Genomic DNA, 21,030 nt, shown 5'->3' with positions numbered 1-21,030 from the left:
CGTAACCGATCGGCCGCTTGCGCGGCTCGTCCCAGCGGGCGCTGAGCGTGGTTTTGCAGCGCGGGCATACCGCTTTGCTGCCATAGGCCAGCGGCGGCAGCGCCACCAGCATGTCGCACTGCGGGCAGAGCGTCTTATTCTGTGACGACGCATCGATGTGCAGTAGTGCTGGCCGACTGAAGGATGGCAACTGGTTTTCCCTGTAATTGGTGGGCAACGTACGGGGTATTTGACTCAAAAAACTGTCCCAAGAATGTTCATGATAGTTTTATTATGCAATTTTCGCGCAGAGGTTAGTCGTATTAAGCGTGCGAACTTGCTCTGCAATATCATCTATGATTTGAAAACGTCGGCGATACTCTGCCCGCTTTTTACTGGGTATATGTTCCAAAGATTTTCTTTCAAACGTCAAGGGCAGCTGCCAGCGCCAGGCATTTTGTTTTATCCCGCCTATCAACGACCAGAAATCGTCGTAGCTTGCATGTAAATGCCGGCCTTTGCTCATTCGATAGCGCAATGAGCGAAAAACGTGTCCATTATCGCTGACACCATAAATGGCGCGCACCGCGGTGAGCTCCGCGAGGCGGCTAATAAACTCCATCAAAACACGTTTGGGGAAAATACCCGACAAAGCCCGAGTCGCTTCTTTGATGGATTCATGGGGCACATGCCGCCCAGGCCCTTGCAGGCCACCAATGACGAAATGCCATTCGGCCCTCTCGGACACGGCAGAAAAGGTCGCGCTGGCGAGCAGTTCTTTATTGTCGCCACGCAACCATAGGGTTGACTCGCCCTCTCGTTCTGCTTTGTGCGCACAAGAGGCCGAAATGGTAAAACGAGCCTCCTCTCTGCCGGTGAATTCCGCCAAAATCGTTTCTTCACGTGATATCAGCGCGCTGGACAGTGCTTTGTTACTGAGAGAGGACACATACCGGTAATGGCTGACAATTGCCGATGCACGTTGTTTGGCATTGAGGTTGCGCGTCAGGTATTGCCGGTGCGTTTTACACGGGAATGTATCTTGATTATATAATATCCATTTTAACTCACTCTGTTGAGTTAAAATGGATAGTGATTTTTTAGTCGATGAATAGTATAAAATAAGTCGAAGTAAGAACTTCGCCCGGAAGCTCTTTTTTCTCCATGCCGGGCCAGGGACAGTCTGTCCCGAGAGTAATTCGAAGATAATGTTTCTTTTCAAGATTTTCATCCTATAAGTGCGTTTTTTATTTTGATTTTTCGTTTATTAATTGATGGCGTTCTTGATATTTTAATGGGTGATTCTTAATTTATTATTCATGTTCTATCAAGATTTGATGGAGAAGACGCTTTTAACCGGACAGCATGTCGCCCTGAATCTGCTTCGGCCGGCCTTTTGCGCATGCGGTTCAGGTTGTTCACGAGGCCTCTGTTTGTTGCTGAGTGGTAATGTGCTGCAAGGGATAATACCAGTATGTTTGTTTAATGATTCACACAACCAGCAAGCGTCGTAAGCCGAATAATCTGTTGCTACGGTTGAACCTCACCGTCTTTTCTCTCATCTGGGGAGAGACATTACCGCCAATGTTAAATCACAGGCTTATTTATAAAGTGAGGTTGTTATGTGTGGATGTTTGATTTCAAGAACGAAGGACTTTAACTTTAATGGTCAACGTTATAGGGTTTTTATTGCTCATGACAAGCAAGCGCATGGCGATTTAAAAGCGCTTTACTTTCTCGATGCCAATACTCAATTCTCCCAGCTGACCGAACGCCATCAGAGTAGAAACAACGACAATATTCTTTATGTGGGCGTCGGCTATCAGGATGGGGTGGATATACTAAAAGCAAGAACCCGCGACTATACGGTTCCCTCTGATGATAAAGAGTTTATTGACGGTGGCGGAGCGCCGGCATTTTATCAGTTTATCACCGCATGCGTTAAGCCCTGGGTTGAGTCACGCTACTCAATCAATACAGACAAACAAACGCTGGCAGGTCATTCACATGGCGGGCATTTTGTACTTTATACGCTGTTGAACCATCCTGACGCGTTTCAAAATTATCTGGCGGCCAGTCCATCGATCTGGTGGGGGAATGGGGCGTTGCTTCCTGATGGCAAGTTAACAATCGCTGAAAGCGTTAATAAAATAACCCTGATGATTGGCGAGTATGAGGAAAAGGTTCATCCGCAAAGTAATGAAACTGAAAGAGGGCGGGTGACCAGAATTAATGCAACACCCAAATTGCGAGTCAGGCATCTGGCAAAAAAACTGATCGAAGATGAGCAACGCTGTGATTTTATTTTCTGCTCAGGGCGTCGTCACCAAGGGGTCATTAAAGATTACGCACTGATGGCGAATGCGATTGCGGCGCATAATACTCAACGTGATGGGCTTTAGCGTCGTGATATAATCATTTTTTGAACACCTGCAAGTGAGCTGCTATTAATCGTCTGCAGGCATTCACCAGGGAAACTAAAAATTATAGCGATATGCCGATATCAGGCAATGAAAATCTGTTTTAACCTTATCTCTTACAATGACGGCTGCGGGATAATTTTCGCTCATCTATTATGCCGACGAGCTCCTGCGAGCGTGCGTGTTTTTTTGAGCCGAAACCGGGTATCTGTAGCCTCACTTCCCATGCTTTCCTCTGCTTATCCTTTCGCCGGTTAAACAACCGTTTAATTAATCGCTGTTATAATTACCCCTGTTGAGCCTTGATGGATGAATGTTTTCCTCCTCAAGCATTGCGATGCGGCGCTCTGCGGAGCGGCATCCGTTTTTGGACATGCCGGTGGCTCGGTGAGAAGTTAGGAGAAGTGAACTATGAGCAGAAAAGACAAGCTCGCGGCGGCCCTGTTGGCCATCTTCCTGGGCGGACTGGGCATTCACAAGTTTTACCTGGGGATGAAGTGGTGGGGGCTGTTCTACCTGCTGTTCTGCTGGACGGGGATCCCATCGATTGTCGGCTTTATCGAAGGCATTATTTATCTGTTCCAATCGGAAGAGAAATTCAACCAGAAATACAATCCTGGTCTGATTTAAGGCTTTTCTGACGGCGCTTCCTGCTGCGGGAAGCGCCGTTTTTCATTCCGTTACTGTTTCTTCATCATCATCTTGCCGCGCATCTCTTTGCTCATCATTTTATTCGAGCTGGAGATCACGCAGTTATATTGCTTGCCTTGGTTGATAATCATAAAGGTACTGACCGGATTTTTAAAATCCTTGTCGATGGTGAAATAAATATAGGCCTGCGGTAGTGCAGCCGGTTTAAAGGCGCCGAAGGCATACACATCCGCCAGGCCCAGCGCAGAGAGATCGACCGTCAGCTCCATGGGTTTCATGGAATCCGGCGATGGGAACATCGACTTGGCCGACATCATCATGGTGCTGCTGTTGATGGTGTAATCGGTTTTGACCTTCATGCCCATATATTTCGATTCCGGCATGGAAAGTTCTTTTTGGCAGGCGGCGTCGTGCTGCGGCGCCGGGCTGCCGTTTTCCATCACGGCGTGCACGTGTTCCAGCATCACTTCCGCGTTGCCGGTGGTAGGTTGTGCATCGGCCGCGTAAGCCGCGCCGCTGAAGGCGGCCACAGAGGTAAGGATAATGCCCGTAACGATTTTCATTGTCGGTCTCCGGAATGCTAATAATGATATTAATTGCGGTGTGTAGCCTATTGGCCTGATAAAACGCAAAGTGACCCGTTCCGTGGAGATAAAATATCCGCGGAATATTGCTGGAAAAGAGTTTTTCTTCCTCGCGGTAAGCAAGGTTGTGTTAATTTTTTAAGCGCCTTTCTCTTTTTTTATTCGGTATTTTTTCCTGCATATAAATAGTATGTCTAAACATAGTCAATGTTTAGAATATGTACAAACTATTGCGATTTTTTTCCTCGTTACGCTTTCTGTTTCTTAATCGAGCAATAAATATTTATTGAGATACAGAGGGTTATGTTTTTATGTTGGAATCACGCAGTGAAGCATTATTTATGTGATCTTCATAGTCACAGAAATAACGCTGAAATTATTACCTTTCTATTTAACGGCTAATTATTCATGGCATAGGCTTCAACCCCACTAACCGTCTGAGCTAGAATCAGGCGGTTTTCTCTTCGAAAAGGATATCGCCATGGCCGCCTGGGCGCTTTTGATCGTCGGTTGGTTATTGATTTGGCAGGATCACCCGGTTTGGGGGGGGCTGTGCATCGCGCTGTTTGCCGTGCTGCAATGGGCGAAGCGCGCCGCTAAAAGCGGGCAAGAACCCGAAGAGGCGACAGAGTGGCGCAAGACCGACTGGCGTTCGCAGCCGATTGAGATGGCGCACGCCGGCGACAGCGATCGGCAGATTGGCGGCGTGGGGGAACTGGGCATGGGCGGCCCCAGCTTTTGGACGCTGCTGCTGCGCGACGGGGCGATTGTGCATGGCGCCTGTGCCGCGCCGCAGGACGTGGACGATGGCAAGCTGCGCCTGATACCGACCCGCAGCCGCGAGGGAGAGGAGCTGACGGTATACGAGCCCGCCGCCCGGGCGCTGTATGCGCTGCCTGCGTTGACCGATCGCGAGCTGGGAGCCTTGGGCGCCGGTTCCGCTGAGGCGCTGGCGCGGCTGCGGGCGACGTGTCGGCAGGTGGAAGCCACGCCGTTGCACCTTGTGCGCGGTCTGTGGGTGCCGCAGTGGGTAGCGGATCCGGCGGATCGGCTGGAGATCACGTTGCCCAGCGGCCGCGTGCTGGCGGCGCGCTCGATGTTGCCGGCGGATCTGCGCCAGGCGGACGATCCTGCCGCGCTGCTGCACACGCCGCCTTATGAACTGTTGTTGGATAACCGGCCGACCGATCGCTTCGTGCGCGATCTCGAACGCGTGGCGGAATCCCCGTCGGGTGACGGTTTGAGCGTCGGCGGCTGCCAGTTCCGCGGCGAGCATATCGTCGATGGCCTATACCATCTCTACTTCGCCGGTGAGTGGTTCAGCCTGCTCTCTTATGCGCATAAACCGGCGGGCGGGCGCGGTTCGGACACCACCTTTTTCGTCGAGCGGGTCGAGCCGCAAGACGGCGGGGTGTTTGTGATTGAATGGGATGCCTACAGCGTGGGGCCAGGCGGGCGTGAGCCGCGCGTGCCGGCCCCGCCGGTATTGGTTATCGCGGTAAGTTGGCAGGAAACGCCGCTGCAGTTGCCAACGGCCAACAACCGCGTGACCGTGCGCTTGCCCAACGCCACGGCGTAAGGCTTAAGGCAGCACCCTGACTTCGCCGTTGTGCAAGGTCAGCACCGCGATCGGGCTACCGGAGAAGCACTCCCTAAAGATCCAGTCGCTGGGCCGAAACGCCGCCGCAGGCAGCCCGGCCTGCCACTCCTCCCACTGCGGGGTCGGCTTATCCGGCGGTAAAGAGAAAGAGACCAGCCAACCGGCTTCGCAGTGCACCGTTTGGCCGGTTGGACGGGTGAAGGTATGCGCACCTGCCAGCTCCATCACCGGCGGTAAAACCTCGAAGGCGATGATCGGCACGCCGGCCACGCTCTGCGGCTGAGGAAAGCGCACGGCGGTCACGCCGTTCATCGTGATGGGGCTGTCTTCGGTGCCGGGCTGGCGCGGCTCCTGCCGGTTTACCCAGCTGCCTTTCGGCAGGGTGATTTCACCGAACGGTTTTGCCGCCTCGAGCGTCAGGTAACTGCGCCGATTCCAGCGTTCTTCCGCCCGCTGGCTCTTGAGATCCTGAAGGGCAATGTCGATCAGCATCAGCGCGAACGCCACCGGGTAGATCGCCAGCGCCGAGGCCAACAGATAGCCGCCCCAGGAAAGCGGCGGGCGCGGGCGGCCGCAGCGGGCGGCGGCGTATCGCCAGCCCCACCAGGCGAGCAGGATGCCGGCGAGCAGCAGGGCCAATAACAGCGCCAGCAGGCCGGCGGCGCCGGCGCCATAACCTAACAGCATGGCAAGTTCCTTATGTTCACGGCGTGGTGTAGCGATAGCGAACGAAGTAGGGCAGCGCCGGGGTCTCCCCGTCATCGCCATAGTGGCTTTCCGGTTCGATCACGGTTTGGCGTGCGTCGTCGCGCCCGTTGTAGCGGTACTCCAACGGCTGTCGGTAGCGCACTTCGGATGAGCGCAGATCGAAAATCAGCGAAAGACGCGCATCGCCGTTATCCGTTTGGGCGACCAGCTTGTCGTTGCCCGCCCACAGCTGATACAGCGATTTATCGCCGTTTTCCAACAGCACCGCCAACTGCCCGTCGGATTGATACCGCAGAAGCTGATACAGCCCTCTGTCCAGCGTTTGGGCGATCAGGTAGATGCCGCCATCCGGAGCCTGCGCGCTTTCCTTGACGCGCACCGTTAGCCAATGCAGTTCGGCCACCTCGCCGGTTTTGCCGTTAACGGCAATGTGCAAGGCGCCGGAACCGAGCACCGGGTTCATCCAAAACAGCACGCGATCGCCATCAACGGCGGTAAAGATCTCGGGCATGGATTTGCGCTTACCGGAGGCGTAAGCCGTCGGTGACTCCTCCTCGCCGCGCTCAAAGCCCAGCAGCTGTCGCTCATCCAACAGCGCCGGCAGATCCAGCGTCTGCCGCCAATGGGCGCCAAAGTCCGGGCTGTAGAATACGCCTTCGGTGCTGATGAAATACAGCGCGCGCTTTCCCGACAGCGCTACCAGTTTGCCGCCGATAAAGGAAGGCAGATTGTCGTCGCCCTCCGGCCAGGGGATCAGCGCCCCGATGGTGCCCCGTTGCACATCGACCAGCCGGCGCCCTTTGGACAGAAAAAGCACGCACTCCTGCTCGACGCAAACCGCATCGTAGATTGATTCGTCGAGTTGCCCCAGCATCTGCAACCCCTTCGGGCCGGTGAATAACACCTGGCTGAGGTAGTTGGCCGCCCAGCCGTAGAAGCTATTGTAAGCCCCGCGTTCGCTCCTTTTGCTGATGAGCAGCAGAGCGCCGTCCTGCGCCGGGTAGCTGTGGATGAGATCGTAACGGGCTATAGTCGGCAACGTCTCGTCGCTCTGGGTCCATTGCCACTGCGCATAGCGTTGTTCAGGGGCGAGGAAATAGACGCCCAGCGCGCTGGCCAAAAACAGCGTCAGGATAATAAGGGGTCTTTTATAAAGCGCTAGCGTCATCATTTCAGCTCCGTCACCTGTTCCTGCCGCCATAGCCTGCGGCGCAGATTGCGCAGGTATTTGAACGTCTTAAACGTGCGGTGCTGCTCAAAAGCGTAGAGGCGGCAGATCTGGGCGAAGCCCTCGATCAGCAGCGCCAGGCCGCTGACCATCAGCATCAGCAGCAGCAGAATCGGCGGCAACTCACTGCCGAGGCGCTTCAGGGTCCAGGCATCCAGGTAAAAGCCCTCTGGGGTATCGGCGTTATCCCACACGATCAGACCGAGCATCAAACACATCATGATCGCGCCCAGGATGAAAACGACACGCGCGCTCAGGTTAAGGCCGGCTTCGGTGAAGTAGCGATTGCCGCCGATGAGATAGGTTTGGTGGTCGCGATGATTGATGATCCCGCGCACCGTAGGCAACTCGGGGACGGTGTCGTTCTCGCAGTACAACACCTGCAGCGGATCGCCCTTAGCGATGAAAAGCGGATGCTGCCGACGAAATACCGGATGCAGTTTGGTCGTGGGGACGTTGAGCGCACGGGTCGTCACCGCGAAGTGCGTCTCGTTCTGACGCCACGCGTAAGTGTCCAAATACTGCATCTGCCGCGGGATCTCATAGTGGCGAAGTTCGTAGCTCAGGGCGTTGACCGTCTCGATGCCGGAGGCCTCGACGCCGTCCGGAAGGGGAAGTGCGGTCTGCAGCGGTGCGGTCGTCGGCACGGCGTCTTTGCGGACGGCCCGGTATCTGATGCCGGGGATTTTCAGGCTGAGCGAATCGGGCGGCGTGACGTCTTGCCCCAGCAGCACGCGATCCAGCGCCCTGAGCAGGCGCCTGCGGCCGCGATGCCCGATCAGCAAGAGCTCTGAACCGACGAACAGCACCATGCCGATGCCGATGAGGCCGGCGATGATGGCGATAAAGAACAGGACGATGGTCAGCCAGGAGTCTTCCCGGTCCATGATGAAAAAGGCGGCCGGGAAGCCACCGGCCAGCGCCGCGCCCAGCACCAGCAGGGCGAAATATTTCAGCTTGTATTTAAGCGTTCTGTCGGGTTCCAGCCGGCCTTTCGTGCCGTGCAGCAGCCAGTGCAGCCAGTAGCTGCCGTCACGCAGGCGGTGAGCGCCAATCTTCACCCGATCGCCGGCGGCGAGCGTGGCCAGCAGATTTTCGCTGTCGCTGAAGTCGTCACGGTAAAAAAAGAACGTCTGGCCGGAGGCGATGATCCTCACCAGGTTGTCGGGCGCCGTCTGCTGGCAGGCGCATTGTTCGACGGTCACATTAAAAAATTGGGTTTGCATGTCATTCCCTGTCAGCGGGCGTGGCCCGAAAAGTCATCCCTGGCGCCGGGTATTCAGCGTTTTTTCATCAATGGCAGCATGCGCACCAGCGCATTGTCCTTGACGATGTAGTGATGGAACAGCGCGGCGGCGGCATGCAGGCCGATCAGCCAGTAGCCGAATGAGGCCAGCGTTTTATGCCAGCCGATAATCATCCGCGCCTGCGGCCGATCGGCCACGTCGGCGAACGGCATCGACAGGCCGAACAGATACCACTCCTTGCCGCCCAGATAGCGCGAATACACCCCCAGCACTGGCAGCGTCAGCAGCAGCAGATAAATCAGGGTATGCGTCAGGTGCGCCAGGCCGGTTTGCCACTTCGGCGGTTTGGGCGCGATGGCGGGCGAGGCGTGGCGCCGGCGCAGGAGCAGGCGGGCCAGCATCAGCGCAAACACCGTCACGCCGCTGCTGAAGTGGGTGACAACCAGCGCGTACCACGGTGCGCTGCCCGGTTCGGCAAAACCCCGCAGCTCGATGGTGACGCAGGTGATGACCAGCAGGATCGCCACCAGCCAGTGCAGGCGAATTTGCCACGGCATGTAGGTGTTCTGCACCGGGTTACCTTTTGATGTTAAAGGGTCTGTGCGCCGATGGTAACGAAATGTTACATCGGAGGAAAGCGCGTGCGCGCAATTTAGGCAAAACGCCAGGTTCAACTCACTTATTAAGCGATTGGTTTAGTGGGATATGCGCCTGGCGGCAGGGGAGGCTGTGAGCGTCGTAAGGTATGAAGTTAACAGGCGGTAGATTCCGAGGCCGGCAGCTTATTAAGCGATGACGCGGGTTGCGCCGCAGCCCTCGCTGCGGCGCCTGGGATCAGTTCAATTTGGCCTTGGCGAAATCGCTGCCGTTCACGTCCACCACGTAGCCGCTCAGGTTGCTGCGGGTGGCGTAGAACACTTTGCCGGTGGCCAGCGGTAGCCACGGCGCCTGTTTGGCGAAGATCACCTGCGCCTGTTGGTACAGCTTGGCGCGCGCCTGCAGCTGGTTCTCCTGGATAGCCTGCTGGATCAGCCGGTCATAATCCTTATCGCACCAGCGCGCCACGTTGGCGCCGCTCTGTACCCCGGCGCAGCCGAGCAGGGTGGCGAAGTTGTCCGGATCGCCGTTGTCCGATACCCAGCCGTACAGCGCGCTCTGCTGCTCGCCTTTGCGCAGCCCGGCCAGATACTGGCCCCACTCCCAGGTGACGATCTTGGCCTTCACGCCCACCTTCGCCCAGTCGCTCTGGATCATCTCGGCGATGCGCTTCGAGTTCGGGTTGTAAGGGCGCTGTACCGGCATCGACCAGATGTCGGTCTCAAAACCCTGCTCCAGCCCGGCCTGCTTCAGCAGCTCGCGCGCCTTTTGCGGATCGTAGGCGTATTCCGGCAGTTTGTCGTTGTAGCCCAGCATGCCCGGCGGCAGCAGCGAATTGGCCGGTGTGCCGCTGTCTTTGAACACCGCGGCGACGATCGCTTTCTTGTCCACCGCGTAGCTCAGCGCCTGACGCACCAGCAGGTTGTCGAACGGTTTTTTCTGGGTGTTGAACGCCAGATAGCCGACGTTCAGCCCGGTAATGTCGTGCAACTGCAGGTTGCCGTCGGCCTTGATGGCGGCGAACTGTTCCGGCAGCGGCGCGGGGATGATCTGGCATTCGTTGGTTTTCAGCTTGGCCAGCCGGGTCTGCGGATCCGGCGTGATGGAGAAGATGAGGTGCTTGCTGGCCACTTCGCCCTGCCAGTAGTGCGGGTTGGCGATGTAGCGGATCAGCGAATCCTGCTTGTACTGCTGCAGCGCAAACGGCCCGGTGCCGATCGGCCAGTTGTCGACGTATTCCGGCGTGCCCTTTTTCAGCATCGCGTCGGCGTACTCGGCGGACAGGATCGAGGCGAAATCCATCGCCCAGTCGGCGACGAACGCGGCGTTGGGCTGGCTCAGCGTGAAGCGCACGTGGTGTTCGTCCACCGCTTCCACCTTGGTGATCAGCTTATCCAGACCCATGTCGGTGAAGTATTCATAGTTGCCGCCGGAGACCTTGTGATACGGGTTGGCCGGATCCTTCTGCCGCATCACGGTGAACACCACGTCTTCGGCGTTGAAGTCGCGCGTTGGGGTGAAGTATTTGTTGCTGTTGAATTTTACCCCCTGGCGCAGGGTAAAGGTGTAGGTCTTGCCGTCCGGGCTGACGCTCCACTCGGTGGCCAGCGACGGGGCGGGCGTTTTATCGCTTTCGCGCAGCGTCACCAAGCGGTTGTACAGCACCTGCGAGGTGGCGATAAAGGTCGGCCCGGAGCTGGAGAGCTGCGGGTTGAACGATTCCGGCGAGGCAACGGTGCAGTACACCAGCGCATCGGAAGCGGCCAGCGCGCCGCCCGCCGACAGCAGGCCGCAGCCAGCCAGCACCAGCGCGGCGATTGGGTGTTTTAAAAACGTCAAGGCAAGATCCTCAGGTGGAGTGGGCCGTTACCGGCGAATTGAATTAACTATAGATAACGGATGGCGAGACCGGGAACAAGCGTCTCACCTGCGCATTCTGTGCGCCGCGCGTTGCTTGCCAAACCGCTTTACTCGCTCTCGCGCTTGCGGTCGGCATCATAGCGCTCGCGGGCGGCGTCCAGCTCGGGGAAATGGTATTCCGCCCAGCGGTCCAGCGCCGTCAGCGTCTCGACCAGCGAGCAGGCGACGGCGCTGAGCCGATATTCCACATGTGCCTGATTCTTTTCACTTAAATCCAGCCGTTCAAGCAGCCCGTTGCGTTCCAGCTGGCGCAGCGTTTGCGTCAGCACCTTCTGCGAAATGCCGTCGATGCGGCGCAGCAGTTCGCCGTTGCGCATCGGGCGCTGCGCCAGCGCAGGCAGGATCAACATCACCCACTTGCCGGAGATCAGCGCCAGCGCATCGCGCGCGGAGCACTTGCTCGAATAGACGTCGCCGGGATAAGCCATTGGGGGTTACCTTCAGGTGCGTAATTGCCAAGGGTGCGATAAAGCCACAGCATAGCAGCACCACCTTACAACGGGAGAAATAGGATGAACGTGCTGATTGTGCTGGCTCACCCCGAGCCGCATTCCTTCAATGCCCATTTGGCCGAACAGGCGCGGCAGGCCTGCCTGGCACAGGGGCATCAGGTGAAGACGGTCGATCTGTATCAGGAGGGATTTGATCCGCGCGAGAGCGCCGGCCATTACCCCAGCAGAAAGCAGGCGGACAGATTTGATGCGATGCAGGAGCAGCGCCATCACTGGACGACTCAGGCGCTGCCGGCGGAGATCCGGCGGCATATCGAGCTGCTGCACTGGGCGGATACGCTGGTGTTGCAGTTTCCTTTCTGGTGGTTCGGCGCGCCGGCCATCATCAAAGGCTGGATGGATCGGGTGTTCGTTTACGGCGGGATCTACGACAGCCGCCACCGCCATGAGAACGGCGTAATGCGCGGCAAACGGGCGCTGCTGACCGTCACCGCCGGCGCTTCCGCACAGGCCTGCGCGCCGAACGGGCGCGACGGCGATATGCGGCTGATGCTGTGGCCCATCATGCATGCGTTGCACTATATCGGCTTTAGCGTGCTGGAGCCGTTCCTGGTCTATGGCGTGCGCGGCGGGTTGGCGGGCGAGGCTCTGCAGGCGCAAAACGCCGCTTTGGCGCAGGTGACGCAGGCGTACCGGGACGGTTTGAACGCGTTTTCCGCCTGGCCGGCGGTGCCCTTCAACCGCAATGAAGATTTTGACGCCGATCTGGCGCTGAAGCCCGGCGCGCCGGTGTACAGCCCGTTCGTGCGGCATTGCGATCCGGATTAGAATCCGGCCTTCAGCAGTTCCTCGCGCAAATCGTCGATAATCGCCGGTTCGATGTCGGGGAACTGCTGCTGAATATCGGCGATGGCTTCGGCCACGCTCGGGCCGGCGAAGGTGCCGGAGAAGGGCAGCAGCGGCAGGTTGGCGTCGCTGTCCGGCAGTTCGCCGCGGATGGTGCCGGTGATCATGCCCGCTTTTTTTTTCGCCGTGAGGTCGTACTCCCCCACGCTTTTGTCGATCGGTTTCATTGGCCGCCTCGCTGTCGGTGAGTGTTTACCCTGTCTGTTAAAGCATAGTGTTTCAGGCAATGAATACCAATCAATGTATATAATATTAATATAAAACAAGGCGATGCGCGTTTTGTCGTTTGACGTTCGCCGGGGGCTGGCGCTATGCTCTTGGCGCTAAAGGAACCTTCCTCACTGACAGGGACAGACGACATGAAAAGACTGAAAAGCGCGGCGCTGTTGTTGCCGCTGTTGGCGCTCAGCGCCTGCACCCATCACCTCAGCAGCGCCGAGCTGCATGCCAAGCACTACATTTATCAAACCCGCGACGATTTCGATCCGCAATTCCGCACCGATGTGAACGGCAGTATTAAGAACGCCGTGCCGATGTTCGAACAGTTCTACCAGCTGGGGAAAAAGGATCGCGCGGCAGGCGTGGCGCGCAGCGAGGCGCAGAAAAAGGCTGACTATCTGGCCAGCCCGGAATTCCAGCAGAACATGGAACACAAAACCATTTTCATCAACCGCACTTACAGCGGCTCCGACAACCCTAAACGCCGCCAGGTGTTCTCGCAGGAAGCGGTAGGCGCGTACTGGGACGGTTACGAAGGGCGCTGAACATAATCCCTCACAAATATACCCGTCATACTTGAAGCTGCATCTGTGTTGACTGCGAGCGCTCACCCCAGTCACTTACTTGAGTAAGCTCCTGGGGACTCCCGCTCTTGCCGCCGTGATGCAACTCCAATTATTTAGGGTATAGAAGGTAATAAAAACTGGTCTTCTGGCGGTTATTTGATTATAAAAACCGCCGCTAAGGACGATGTTCATAGATGAAACCAGGAGTGTTTATGTTGGCAAAAGTTAAGCGTTCGTTCGCCGCCGCCGTCGTATTGATGTTGGCGCTGCCCGCGGTTCAGGCCGCGGATTACCGCGCGGGCGAGCAATACACCCGGCTGGATAAGCCGGTGGCCGCCGCGCCGGCGGTGGTGGAGTTCTTCTCCTTCTACTGCGGCCCTTGTTATCAGTTCGCCGAAACTTACCGCGTGGGCAGCACCGTGGCGCAGGCGCTGCCCGCGGGCGAGAAGGTCACCAAATATCACGTCAGCCTGATGGGCAAACTGGGCAATGCGCTGACCGAAGCCTGGGCGGTGGCGACGGTGCTGGGCGTGGAAGACAAGATTGAAGGGGCGATGTTCGACGCGGTGCAAAAACAGCACGCCGTCAACAGCGCCGACGATATTCAGCGGGTGTTCACGGCGGCCGGCATCGATGCCGCCACCTATGAAAACGCGCGCCACAGCCTGCTGGTCAAAGGGTTGATCGCCAAGCAGAATGAAGCGGTGAAAGCGTTTGACGTGCGCGGCACCCCGTCGTTCTACGTGGCCGGCCAATACAAGATAGACAATGCCGGCATGGCCGCCACCAGTGTTGAAGGCTACGCCAAAGAGTACGCGGCGGTGGTGCGTTACCTGTTGGACAAACAGCCGTAAACCGGGCCGTCAGGGCGCGGTGTCAGCCGCCGGGTCTATTTCGCCGCGGGTAAATCCAGCGCCTGACGCAGCTCATCACGGGCTTGCCGATACTGCTGCTGGAAATCCTGCTGTTGCGAAAGCTGCTGGCTGATCACGCTGCCGGCGATGCGGCCCATCTCGATATCGGAAGGGTAGTGGATCCCCGCCACCACCCGGTTGTCGCCATATTGCCAAGCGCGCGTCATGATGGCGGCGCGCTTCTCCGGCACCATGTTGGCCAGGGTGATGCCCATCAGCGTGCCCAGCGTGGTGTGGCCGGAAGGCCAGGAGCCGGAGCTGGAGCGCTTGACGATCGGCTCGATGCGGCTGTCCAGCATATGCGGGCGCGGGCGCTTCCAGAAATCTTTCGCCGGATCGACCACCGCCGCTTCGGTCGCGACGATGCGATCGAATAAAGCGCTCACGGCCGGCAACGCTTTGGCGTTGAACTTCGGCCCCATCACATTGCTGTACACCCAGACGTTCTCTTCCGCATCCGCCTTGGCCTGGCTGGCCATTTCCGGCGTGCGTTTTTGCTGCATGTCGAGGACTTCCTGCAGTTCGCGCTGGGTCTGCGCCGAGTCGTTGGCCGGCGGTGGCGGCAGGATGTGGGTCAGATCCACCTGCTGCGCGGTGGTGAACGGTTGGGCTTCCTCTGCCGCCTGCGCATGGAACGCGGCCAGGGCGCTGGTGGTAAACAAACACAGCGCTAAAACAGATTTTTGCAATGATTTCATCGGGTCATGTCCAGGGTGTCAACGTGAAGGGGGAGCAGCCTGTATCTTTGGCGAGGCCTGTGAAGATGAGATGACGATTTCGTGACGGATTGATGACGACGCGCCGGGCGAACTGTGATCGCGGCGCCAAATCCCCCGCTCGCCATTGATTGTGTGTTAACGGATTGTTATGGTGATTTTCTGTTCAACGGCGCAGCGCCGCCGGCGTTTGAAGGGAGAGATCATGACGGCATTGGCAACGCTCCGCGACGCCGGCTTCGAAGAGTGGCTGGGCAAAATCAACACCGCCTGCGGCAGGTTCTGCGCGAAAACGCTGGGGCCGGGTTTCAGCGGGGCGATGCAGGAGTTCCGCGCCCATGCGCTGCGTCTGAGCGTGGTCGACGTGGCCCAGGCGCGGCTGTATCGCACGCCGCGTGAAATCGCCCGCAGCGACGGCGCGCACTTTTTTACCGTCTTCCAGCTGCGCGGCAGTGCGTTGATGGAGCAGGGCGATCGCCAAACGATGCTCTCTCCCGGCGACATGACGCTGATCGACGCCTCACAGCCCAGCAGCTTCACCTTCCAGCGCGATTCGCGCCAAATCTCTTTGCTACTGCCGCGCGGCTGTCTGCCGCTGCCGCCGCCTTGCGCGCAGCGTCTGGGGGCGGAGCTCAGCGCGGTGCGCCTCAGCCGCCAGCTGGTGCTGAGCAGCATGCAGGATCCTCAGCTCGCCGCAGCGGAAAGCGAGGCGGTGCTGAATGCGCTGGCGGCGCTGCTGCGCCCGGCTCTGGCGCTTGAACAGGCGCGGCCGGAGGGGCAGCACCCGGTATTTGACAAGGCGCTGGCGTTGATCGACAGGCATATTCAGTCGGCGCAGCTGCGTCCTGAGTGGGTAGCGGCCGAGCTGGGGGTATCGTTACGCAGCCTGTATCGGCTGTTCGCCCGTCAGGGGCTGGTGGTGGCGCAGTACATCAGGAACCGCAGGCTGGATCTGTGCGCGCAGGCGCTGCGCAGCGCCGCTGGGCAGGAAAAGCTGGCTGGCATTGGCCTTGACTGGGGCTTCGCCGATCACAGCCATTTCTCGACCGCTTTCAAGCAGCGTTTCGGCATGTCACCGAGAGAGTACCGTCGGCAGTATCAATAAGTCAGGGCGCGGGCCTGGCCCACGCCGCTGCACTCAATAGCGGATGCAGACCGATTTCGACTCGGTGTAGGCATCCAGCCAATCCGGGCCGAAATCACGGCCGCTGCCCGACTGTTTGAACCCGCCGAACGGCATGTTCGGGTCGATCAACGTATGGGTGTTGACCCACACGGTGCCGGCCTGAATGCGCGGCGTAAACGCCATCGCCTTTTGCAAGCTGGTGGTCCACAGGCTGGCGGTCAGCCCGAAGTCGGTGTCGTTGGCTTTGCTCAGCGCCTCTTCGGCGCTCGCCACCCGGATCAGGTTGACCACCGGGCCGAACACTTCCTCGCGCGTCAGGTTCAGCCGGTCATCCGGGTTGATCACCAGCGTCGGCGGAATGTAGAAGCCGTTGGCGTCCGGGCCGGCCGCGCCGCCGATAAGCTCGGCGTTTTTCGCCCGGGCATCGTCCAGGTAGGCCGCCACCTTGTTGCGGTGCGCGAGCGACACCAGCGGGTTGATTTGCGCCCCGGTATCCATCCCCGGCCCGACCGACAGCGATTTCACCGCCTGTTCGAATCCGGCCACCAACCGATCGTAAATCGGCGCTTCGATATAAATTCGCGAGCTGGCGGCGCACACCTGCCCCTGGTTGAGGAAGCTGCCGAGCATCAGGCCTTCGATCACCTGCTGCGGATCGGCATCTTGCAGCACGATGGCCGGGTTTTTACCGCCCAGCTCGAGCGTCACGCGGGTCAGGCGATCCGCCGCAGCGCGCGCGATGCTTTTGCCCACCGGCGTGGAGCCGGTAAAGCTGACTTTGGCGATCAGCGGATGTTCGGTCAGCGCCTTACCGCACACGGTGCCGCGCCCGGTGACCACGTTGAACACGCCCGGCGGCACGCCGGCTTCGCTCGCCAGTTCGGCGATGCGCAGCAGGGTGAGCGGGGTGGTTTCCGACGGCTTGATGACGATGGAGCAGCCCGCCGCCAGCGCCGGCATGACTTTCCACATGCCGATCATCAGCGGGAAGTTCCAGGGCACGATGCCGGCGACGACGCCGATCGGCTCTTTGCGGGTATAAACCTGATATTTGGCGCCCGGTGGCATCGGAATGGACACGTCCAGCGTCTGACCGGTGATTTTGGTCGCCAGCCCAGCGGTGTAACGCATCCAGTTCAGGGTACTGCCGACTTCGAAAGCGCGGGCGATGTTGATGGATTTGCCCTGCTCCAGGGTTTCGAGCTGCGCCAACTCTTCGGCGTGCTGCTCCACCAGATCGGCGAAGCGCAGCAGGATGCGTTCGCGCTCGACCGGCAGACGCTGCGCCCAGACGCCTTCGCTGAAGGCTTTGTGGGCGGACTCCACCGCCTGCGCCACGTCGTGTTCGTTGGCGTCGGCGGTGGTGGCGATTTGCTGCCCATTGGCGGGGTTATACACTGCCAGGCGGCCTTCCGCGGCGGACGCGCGCCACTGGCCGTCGATATACAGCCCATGCTGACGATCGAGAAAACGCGACACGCTATCCAGCACGGCTACGGTATTGTCAGACATACATCCTCCGATCAGATTCATCAGGTTATCGTTAACCCTGAGAGTCTAGATCAGCGGTAAAGCGGCGGCTTTGCTCTGCCTGACATTCGATTTGTCCTGCGTGTCATTTTGCCGTGACGGAACAGTAAACTGCGGCCGGCGGGCGCCGGCCGGGAAGGATTACGAACTCAGGGTCGCCAGACGGGTGGCGAAACCGAGGAACAGCAGGCCGATCAGGCCGTTGCCGAGCTTCGCCAGGCCTTTCTTGTGGTTGAAGAAATGTGCCAGCATCGCGCCGGAGAAGATCAGCGTGCTCATGTAGATAAAGCTGACGGCTTCGAGGATCAGCGCCAGAATGGTGAACGACAGCCCGGTGTGCGCGTAGTTGAAATCGATGAACTGCACGAAGAACGACACGTAAAACAGAATAGCTTTCGGGTTGGTCAGGCTCAGCGTCAGCGATTTGCGCAGAATGCTGTTGCCGCCCTCAATCTGTTGCTGTTGCGCCTGCGCCTTCTGCACAAAGGTGGCGTAGAGGATTTTTGCGCCAAGGAACAGCAGGTAAATCGCGCCGAGAAAACGCACCAGGGTAAACAGGAACGGCGTGGTGCGGATCAGCGAAGCCACGCCGATATAGGCGCAAAAGATCAGGATCGCATCGCCGATAAACACGCCCAGCGCCGCGGTATAGCCGGCGCGCACGCCGCGCGATATGCCGGTTTTCAGCACGTACAGCGTATTCGGCCCCGGCAGAATGATGATGAAGACCACCCCGGCCAAATAGGTCCATAAATTCAGGACGCCAAAACTCTCTAACACAATAACCTCTCCATGCGCGCAACTAACAGGCAGAAACACTGGCCACGCCCGTGGCCGGCCGCGATCCTAACGCCGTGCAACCGGGTTGGCAACGTAATAAACTTCATGTTGTTGGTTAAAAATTGTCGAAAGATTGTTGAAAACGTCGGCGCCGAATTAAAAAGCAAGAGTCGGCGTGTTTCGCCAACGGCCCGTCACTATGCTGGTTAACATCGAAACCGCAGTGAGGAACGGATGATGAAAAACGTAATCGACAGCGCCGATCCGCGCTGGCTGGCGATTGTCAGCCGCGACAAGCACGCCGACGGCCGCTTTATCTACGCGGTGAAAACCACCGGCGTGTATTGCTCGCCTTCCTGCCCGTCACGCCAACCTAATCGGCAAAACGTGGAGCTGTTTGACGACGCGGAGCAGGCGGAGGCGGCCGGCTATCGGCCCTGTAAACGCTGCCGGCAGGGGCTGACGCCGCTGACGGAACAGCATGCGCGGCAGATAGCTGAGGCCTGCCGCTATATCGAGCAGGCGGAAAAAGCGCCGTCGTTGCAGACGCTGGCGCGCCATGTCGGGTTGAGCCAATACCATTTCCACCGGCTGTTCAAAGCGATCACCGGCCTGACGCCGAAAGGCTACGCCGACGCGCAGCGCAGCCAACGCTTGCGCGCCGGTCTTACGCAGCGGGAAACGGTGACCGACGCGATCTTCGACGCCGGTTATGGCGCCAACGGCCGCTTCTACCAGCAGGCCAACGCCGCGCTGGGCATGACGCCGAAGGCCTATCGGGCGGGCGGCAAAGGCATGCGCATCCATTTCGCCGTCGGGCGCTGTTCGCTGGGCGAGATCCTGGCGGCCCAGAGCGAGGTGGGCATCTGCGCCATTCTGCTGGGGGACGATGCGCAGCAGCTGGTGCAGGATCTGCAGGACAAATTCCCCAACGCCGAGCTGATCGGCGGCGACGCGCAGTATGAAGCGCTGATGGCGCAGGTGGTGGGCCTGATTGAAGCGCCGGAGAACGGGTTGGCGCTGCCGCTGGATATTCGCGGCACCGCGTTTCAACAGCGGGTCTGGCGGGCGCTGCAGGCGATACCGGTCGGCGAAACCGTCAGCTATGCCGATATCGCTCGGCGCATTGGGGCGCCCAAAGCGGTGCGCGCGGTAGCCGGCGCCTGCGCCGCCAACATGCTGGCGGTGGCGATCCCCTGCCACCGGGTGGTGCGCAACGACGGCACGTTGTCCGGCTACCGCTGGGGCGTCGATCGCAAGAAATCGTTGCTGGAAAAAGAGGCGCAGCGATGAGCGGCGCACTGGCGACCCGGCTGGCCGAATTGGACTGGGCGGCAATTGAACGTGAACTCGATGCGCAGGGCTGCGCGCGTCTGCCGGGCGTGCTCAGCCAAGACCTGTGCCGCGAGCTTTCGGCGCTTTACCCGCAGGATACGCATTTTCGCAGCCGCATCGTGATGGCGAAGCACGGTTTTGGCCGCGGCGAGTACCGCTATTTCGCCTATCCGCTGCCGCCGCCGGTGGCCAACCGTTGGAACGCCTTGTTGGGGCTGGCGGCGTGCTATCCCGCCGCACATGAAACCTACCTGGCGGAATGCCACCGGACCGGCCAGCGGCGGCCGACGCCGCTGCTGTTGCGCTACGAAACGGGGGATTACAACTGTCTGCATCAGGACCTGTACGGCGAGCGGGTGTTTCCGCTGCAGGTGGCGTTTCTGCTCTCCGCCCCCGAGCAGGACTTCACCGGCGGCGAGTTCGTGCTGACCGAACAGCGGCCGCGGATGCAGAGCCGGGCGGAGGTGGTGCCGCTGCAACAGGGCGACGCGGTGGTGTTCGCCGTGCATCACCGGCCGGTGGCGGGGGGGAAAGGCTGTTATCGGGTCAATCTGCGCCACGGCGTCAGCCGAATACGCGCCGGCCAACGCCACACGCTGGGGATTATCTTTCACGACGCGCTATAGCTTGCGCGCCAGCAGGGTGGCGAAGCGCAGCGAGATGCGGTTGCCGGCGGCGTCGGTCTTGTGCAGTTGGCCGACGTCTTCGTTGTATTTGAGGATCTCCCAGTCGCGATAATAATGCTTCAGCTCACCCGGCCGGAAGGTAAACGGGAACGGCAGTGGGCAGGGATAATCCTCGGTATCCATCGCCGCCACGATCAGGTTATGGCCGCCGCGTACGGTGCTGTCCTGCATGTCTTGCACGATATGCGGGATCTGTTGCCGCTCGAGGAACATCAAGACCACGGTGGACAGGATAAAGTCGTATTCGCCGCTGAAGCGGTGGGTGTTGAGATCCTGCACCCTGGCGCTCAGGCGGGTTAATTGCTCGGCGTCAACAATCTGATTGAGGCGGGCTATCGACGGCGCATGCTTGTCCCAGGCGGTGACATCGAAACCTTTCAGATTGAGGTAGAGCGAATTGCGCCCGCCGCCGCAGCCCAGATCCAGCGCCTTGCCTGGTGTGATGCGCGCCGCCGCCTCGATCACTTCGGAGTGAGTGCGCGTCAGTTCGTATTTCTTGTGGTAGTAATCTTCCGGCGTGCAGTAAAACGCCAGCCGGCAGGTCATGTCGGCCGAGAAGGAAACGATGCGATGCCACTGTTGGGGGGCGATAAACGGCGGCTGGCTTTCAGGGCTAAACTGCCAGGTCTCGGTGGTGGCGCCGTCTTCGGTCATCATGGCGAACGTCAGGCTGCCGCTCAGCACGGTGAGCTTCGCCCAGGTGCCGCTCTGGGTGTTGTGGCGCTGACGAAAGGCTTCCGGCAGCGTTTCGCTGTTCCATTCCGGCAGGGTTTTATAGCAAAGCAACTGCTGCTCCATAGGGGGCTCCTCTGGCTGGGCAAGCAAAGTGATTTATATGATGCATGTAAAATACATCTTTATCGATC

At 59.1% G+C, this 21,030-nt stretch carries 22 protein-coding genes and 1 pseudogene; 9 read left to right on the top strand and 14 right to left on the bottom strand.

Annotated elements, in window-relative coordinates; translation table 11 throughout:
• Both ACSBQV_RS10630 and ACSBQV_RS10625 read right to left on the bottom strand, forming a co-directional pair.
• Positions 1 to 190, bottom strand: a pseudogene (locus ACSBQV_RS10630) (paraquat-inducible membrane protein A); the annotation flags it as partial.
• Positions 191 to 271: 81 nt separating this feature from the next.
• On the bottom strand, positions 272 to 1,210 hold the full coding sequence (locus ACSBQV_RS10625; RefSeq protein ID WP_168177230.1) for a VirK/YbjX family protein: 939 nt from the start codon (positions 1,208 to 1,210) through the stop codon (positions 272 to 274).
• A 391-nt stretch (positions 1,211 to 1,601) separates the two neighbouring features.
• On the opposite strand from ACSBQV_RS10625, the gene ACSBQV_RS10620 reads away from it, so the two are divergent.
• Positions 1,602 to 2,381: an alpha/beta hydrolase gene (locus ACSBQV_RS10620; protein WP_099783881.1), complete on the top strand. Its 780-nt coding sequence runs from the start codon at positions 1,602 to 1,604 to the stop codon at positions 2,379 to 2,381.
• Positions 2,382 to 2,810: 429 nt separating this feature from the next.
• Positions 2,811 to 3,029, top strand: coding sequence for a TM2 domain-containing protein (locus ACSBQV_RS10615; protein ID WP_033641985.1), 219 nt, complete (start codon positions 2,811 to 2,813; stop codon positions 3,027 to 3,029).
• Positions 3,030 to 3,079: 50 nt separating this feature from the next.
• On the opposite strand, the gene ACSBQV_RS10610 is transcribed toward ACSBQV_RS10615, so the two are convergent.
• Entirely contained in the window at positions 3,080 to 3,613 is a 534-nt protein-coding gene (locus ACSBQV_RS10610) for a hypothetical protein (protein ID WP_047572519.1), read from the bottom strand.
• 502 nt (positions 3,614 to 4,115) lie between these two features.
• Here ACSBQV_RS10610 and ACSBQV_RS10605 point away from each other — a divergent pair.
• Positions 4,116 to 5,213 (top strand): hypothetical protein, encoded by a 1,098-nt coding sequence (locus tag ACSBQV_RS10605; protein WP_099818242.1) that lies wholly within the window; start codon positions 4,116 to 4,118, stop codon positions 5,211 to 5,213.
• Between the two features lie 3 nt (positions 5,214 to 5,216).
• Here the strand turns inward: ACSBQV_RS10605 and ACSBQV_RS10600 are convergent, their stop codons facing one another.
• The 6 genes from ACSBQV_RS10600 to ACSBQV_RS10575 all read right to left on the bottom strand — a co-directional run bounded on the left by ACSBQV_RS10600 (position 5,217) and on the right by ACSBQV_RS10575 (position 11,362).
• Positions 5,217 to 5,921 carry a hypothetical protein gene (locus tag ACSBQV_RS10600; protein WP_042783746.1) on the bottom strand — a complete coding sequence of 235 codons (705 nt, stop codon included), beginning with the start codon at positions 5,919 to 5,921 and terminating at the stop codon, positions 5,217 to 5,219.
• 16 nt (positions 5,922 to 5,937) lie between these two features.
• The gene (locus ACSBQV_RS10595) at positions 5,938 to 7,113 is read right to left on the bottom strand and encodes a hypothetical protein (protein WP_099783879.1); all 1,176 of its coding nucleotides are present in this window, start codon (positions 7,111 to 7,113) and stop codon (positions 5,938 to 5,940) included.
• Positions 7,110 to 8,396, bottom strand: coding sequence for a hypothetical protein (locus tag ACSBQV_RS10590; protein ID WP_099783877.1), 1,287 nt, complete (start codon positions 8,394 to 8,396; stop codon positions 7,110 to 7,112). The genes ACSBQV_RS10595 and ACSBQV_RS10590 overlap by 4 nt, the downstream gene beginning before the upstream one ends.
• A 53-nt stretch (positions 8,397 to 8,449) precedes the next feature.
• Positions 8,450 to 8,974 carry a cytochrome b561 gene (cybB, locus tag ACSBQV_RS10585; protein ID WP_099783898.1) on the bottom strand — a complete coding sequence of 175 codons (525 nt, stop codon included), beginning with the start codon at positions 8,972 to 8,974 and terminating at the stop codon, positions 8,450 to 8,452.
• Between the two features lie 277 nt (positions 8,975 to 9,251).
• Entirely contained in the window at positions 9,252 to 10,853 is a 1,602-nt protein-coding gene (locus ACSBQV_RS10580) for an ABC transporter substrate-binding protein (protein ID WP_099783875.1), read from the bottom strand.
• A gap of 128 nt (positions 10,854 to 10,981) precedes the next feature.
• Positions 10,982 to 11,362: a winged helix-turn-helix transcriptional regulator gene (locus ACSBQV_RS10575; protein WP_046688317.1), complete on the bottom strand. Its 381-nt coding sequence runs from the start codon at positions 11,360 to 11,362 to the stop codon at positions 10,982 to 10,984.
• Positions 11,363 to 11,446: 84 nt separating this feature from the next.
• Here ACSBQV_RS10575 and ACSBQV_RS10570 point away from each other — a divergent pair, with 84 nt between their 5' ends.
• A complete protein-coding gene (locus ACSBQV_RS10570; protein WP_072628318.1) occupies positions 11,447 to 12,214 on the top strand; it encodes an NAD(P)H-dependent oxidoreductase in 768 nt (255 codons plus the stop codon).
• Here the strand turns inward: ACSBQV_RS10570 and ACSBQV_RS10565 are convergent.
• Positions 12,211 to 12,459: a hypothetical protein gene (locus ACSBQV_RS10565; protein WP_099783873.1), complete on the bottom strand. Its 249-nt coding sequence runs from the start codon at positions 12,457 to 12,459 to the stop codon at positions 12,211 to 12,213. The two genes, ACSBQV_RS10570 and ACSBQV_RS10565, sit on opposite strands and share 4 nt — an antisense overlap.
• Positions 12,460 to 12,651: 192 nt before the next feature.
• Between ACSBQV_RS10565 and ACSBQV_RS10560 the strand changes: the two genes are divergently transcribed.
• Together ACSBQV_RS10560 and ACSBQV_RS10555 are read left to right on the top strand one after the other, a co-directional pair.
• The gene (locus ACSBQV_RS10560) at positions 12,652 to 13,056 is read left to right on the top strand and encodes an Exc2 family lipoprotein (protein ID WP_033651039.1); all 405 of its coding nucleotides are present in this window, start codon (positions 12,652 to 12,654) and stop codon (positions 13,054 to 13,056) included.
• Positions 13,057 to 13,289: 233 nt separating this feature from the next.
• The gene (locus tag ACSBQV_RS10555) at positions 13,290 to 13,931 is read left to right on the top strand and encodes a DsbA family protein (protein ID WP_099783871.1); all 642 of its coding nucleotides are present in this window, start codon (positions 13,290 to 13,292) and stop codon (positions 13,929 to 13,931) included.
• Between the two features lie 35 nt (positions 13,932 to 13,966).
• On the opposite strand, the gene ACSBQV_RS10550 is transcribed toward ACSBQV_RS10555, so the two are convergent.
• Positions 13,967 to 14,689: an acid phosphatase gene (locus tag ACSBQV_RS10550; protein WP_099783869.1), complete on the bottom strand. Its 723-nt coding sequence runs from the start codon at positions 14,687 to 14,689 to the stop codon at positions 13,967 to 13,969.
• 223 nt (positions 14,690 to 14,912) lie between these two features.
• On the opposite strand from ACSBQV_RS10550, the gene feaR reads away from it, so the two are divergent.
• Positions 14,913 to 15,812, top strand: a complete 900-nt coding sequence (gene feaR, locus ACSBQV_RS10545) for a transcriptional regulator FeaR (protein WP_434991441.1) — start codon at positions 14,913 to 14,915, stop codon at positions 15,810 to 15,812.
• A gap of 33 nt (positions 15,813 to 15,845) precedes the next feature.
• On the opposite strand, the gene ACSBQV_RS10540 is transcribed toward feaR, so the two are convergent.
• Together ACSBQV_RS10540 and leuE are read right to left on the bottom strand one after the other, a co-directional pair.
• The gene (locus ACSBQV_RS10540; RefSeq protein WP_042783752.1) at positions 15,846 to 17,345 is read right to left on the bottom strand and encodes an aldehyde dehydrogenase family protein; all 1,500 of its coding nucleotides are present in this window, start codon (positions 17,343 to 17,345) and stop codon (positions 15,846 to 15,848) included.
• 159 nt (positions 17,346 to 17,504) lie between these two features.
• Positions 17,505 to 18,143 carry a leucine efflux protein LeuE gene (gene leuE, locus ACSBQV_RS10535; protein ID WP_033641999.1) on the bottom strand — a complete coding sequence of 213 codons (639 nt, stop codon included), beginning with the start codon at positions 18,141 to 18,143 and terminating at the stop codon, positions 17,505 to 17,507.
• Between the two features lie 237 nt (positions 18,144 to 18,380).
• Here leuE and ada point away from each other — a divergent pair, with 237 nt between their 5' ends.
• Both ada and ACSBQV_RS10525 read left to right on the top strand, forming a co-directional pair.
• Positions 18,381 to 19,436 carry a bifunctional DNA-binding transcriptional regulator/O6-methylguanine-DNA methyltransferase Ada gene (gene ada / locus ACSBQV_RS10530; protein ID WP_099783867.1) on the top strand — a complete coding sequence of 352 codons (1,056 nt, stop codon included), beginning with the start codon at positions 18,381 to 18,383 and terminating at the stop codon, positions 19,434 to 19,436.
• Positions 19,433 to 20,104 carry a 2OG-Fe(II) oxygenase gene (locus ACSBQV_RS10525; RefSeq protein ID WP_099783865.1) on the top strand — a complete coding sequence of 224 codons (672 nt, stop codon included), beginning with the start codon at positions 19,433 to 19,435 and terminating at the stop codon, positions 20,102 to 20,104. Before ada ends, ACSBQV_RS10525 begins: the two co-directional genes overlap by 4 nt.
• On the opposite strand, the gene tehB is transcribed toward ACSBQV_RS10525, so the two are convergent.
• The gene (gene tehB / locus ACSBQV_RS10520; protein WP_099783863.1) at positions 20,099 to 20,962 is read right to left on the bottom strand and encodes an SAM-dependent methyltransferase TehB; all 864 of its coding nucleotides are present in this window, start codon (positions 20,960 to 20,962) and stop codon (positions 20,099 to 20,101) included. The genes ACSBQV_RS10525 and tehB overlap by 6 nt on opposite strands.
• Between the last annotated feature and the right edge of the window lie 68 nt (positions 20,963 to 21,030).

Origin of the sequence: Serratia sp. B501 (assembly GCF_051172315.1) — a bacterium.
GTDB classification, from domain to species: domain Bacteria; phylum Pseudomonadota; class Gammaproteobacteria; order Enterobacterales; family Enterobacteriaceae; genus Serratia; species Serratia ureilytica.
This window is presented reverse-complemented; position numbering and strand designations above follow the sequence as displayed.

Bases quoted from the DNA above. Each gene is read 5' to 3' on its own strand.
- ACSBQV_RS10625 (WP_168177230.1), bottom strand. From the start codon at position 1,210: ATGAAAATCTTGAAAAGAAACATTATCTTCGAATTACTCTCGGGACAG.
- ACSBQV_RS10620 (WP_099783881.1), top strand. From the start codon at position 1,602: ATGTGTGGATGTTTGATTTCAAGAACGAAGGACTTTAACTTTAATGGT.
- ACSBQV_RS10615 (WP_033641985.1), top strand. From the start codon at position 2,811: ATGAGCAGAAAAGACAAGCTCGCGGCGGCCCTGTTGGCCATCTTCCTG.
- ACSBQV_RS10610 (WP_047572519.1), bottom strand. From the start codon at position 3,613: ATGAAAATCGTTACGGGCATTATCCTTACCTCTGTGGCCGCCTTCAGC.
- ACSBQV_RS10605 (WP_099818242.1), top strand. From the start codon at position 4,116: ATGGCCGCCTGGGCGCTTTTGATCGTCGGTTGGTTATTGATTTGGCAG.
- ACSBQV_RS10600 (WP_042783746.1), bottom strand. From the start codon at position 5,921: ATGCTGTTAGGTTATGGCGCCGGCGCCGCCGGCCTGCTGGCGCTGTTA.
- ACSBQV_RS10595 (WP_099783879.1), bottom strand. From the start codon at position 7,113: ATGATGACGCTAGCGCTTTATAAAAGACCCCTTATTATCCTGACGCTG.
- ACSBQV_RS10590 (WP_099783877.1), bottom strand. From the start codon at position 8,396: ATGCAAACCCAATTTTTTAATGTGACCGTCGAACAATGCGCCTGCCAG.
- cybB (WP_099783898.1), bottom strand. From the start codon at position 8,974: ATGCCGTGGCAAATTCGCCTGCACTGGCTGGTGGCGATCCTGCTGGTC.
- ACSBQV_RS10575 (WP_046688317.1), bottom strand. From the start codon at position 11,362: ATGGCTTATCCCGGCGACGTCTATTCGAGCAAGTGCTCCGCGCGCGAT.
- ACSBQV_RS10570 (WP_072628318.1), top strand. From the start codon at position 11,447: ATGAACGTGCTGATTGTGCTGGCTCACCCCGAGCCGCATTCCTTCAAT.
- ACSBQV_RS10565 (WP_099783873.1), bottom strand. From the start codon at position 12,459: ATGAAACCGATCGACAAAAGCGTGGGGGAGTACGACCTCACGGCGAAA.
- ACSBQV_RS10560 (WP_033651039.1), top strand. From the start codon at position 12,652: ATGAAAAGACTGAAAAGCGCGGCGCTGTTGTTGCCGCTGTTGGCGCTC.
- ACSBQV_RS10555 (WP_099783871.1), top strand. From the start codon at position 13,290: ATGTTGGCAAAAGTTAAGCGTTCGTTCGCCGCCGCCGTCGTATTGATG.
- ACSBQV_RS10550 (WP_099783869.1), bottom strand. From the start codon at position 14,689: ATGAAATCATTGCAAAAATCTGTTTTAGCGCTGTGTTTGTTTACCACC.
- feaR (WP_434991441.1), top strand. From the start codon at position 14,913: ATGACGGCATTGGCAACGCTCCGCGACGCCGGCTTCGAAGAGTGGCTG.
- ACSBQV_RS10540 (WP_042783752.1), bottom strand. From the start codon at position 17,345: ATGTCTGACAATACCGTAGCCGTGCTGGATAGCGTGTCGCGTTTTCTC.
- ada (WP_099783867.1), top strand. From the start codon at position 18,381: ATGAAAAACGTAATCGACAGCGCCGATCCGCGCTGGCTGGCGATTGTC.
- ACSBQV_RS10525 (WP_099783865.1), top strand. From the start codon at position 19,433: ATGAGCGGCGCACTGGCGACCCGGCTGGCCGAATTGGACTGGGCGGCA.
- tehB (WP_099783863.1), bottom strand. From the start codon at position 20,962: ATGGAGCAGCAGTTGCTTTGCTATAAAACCCTGCCGGAATGGAACAGC.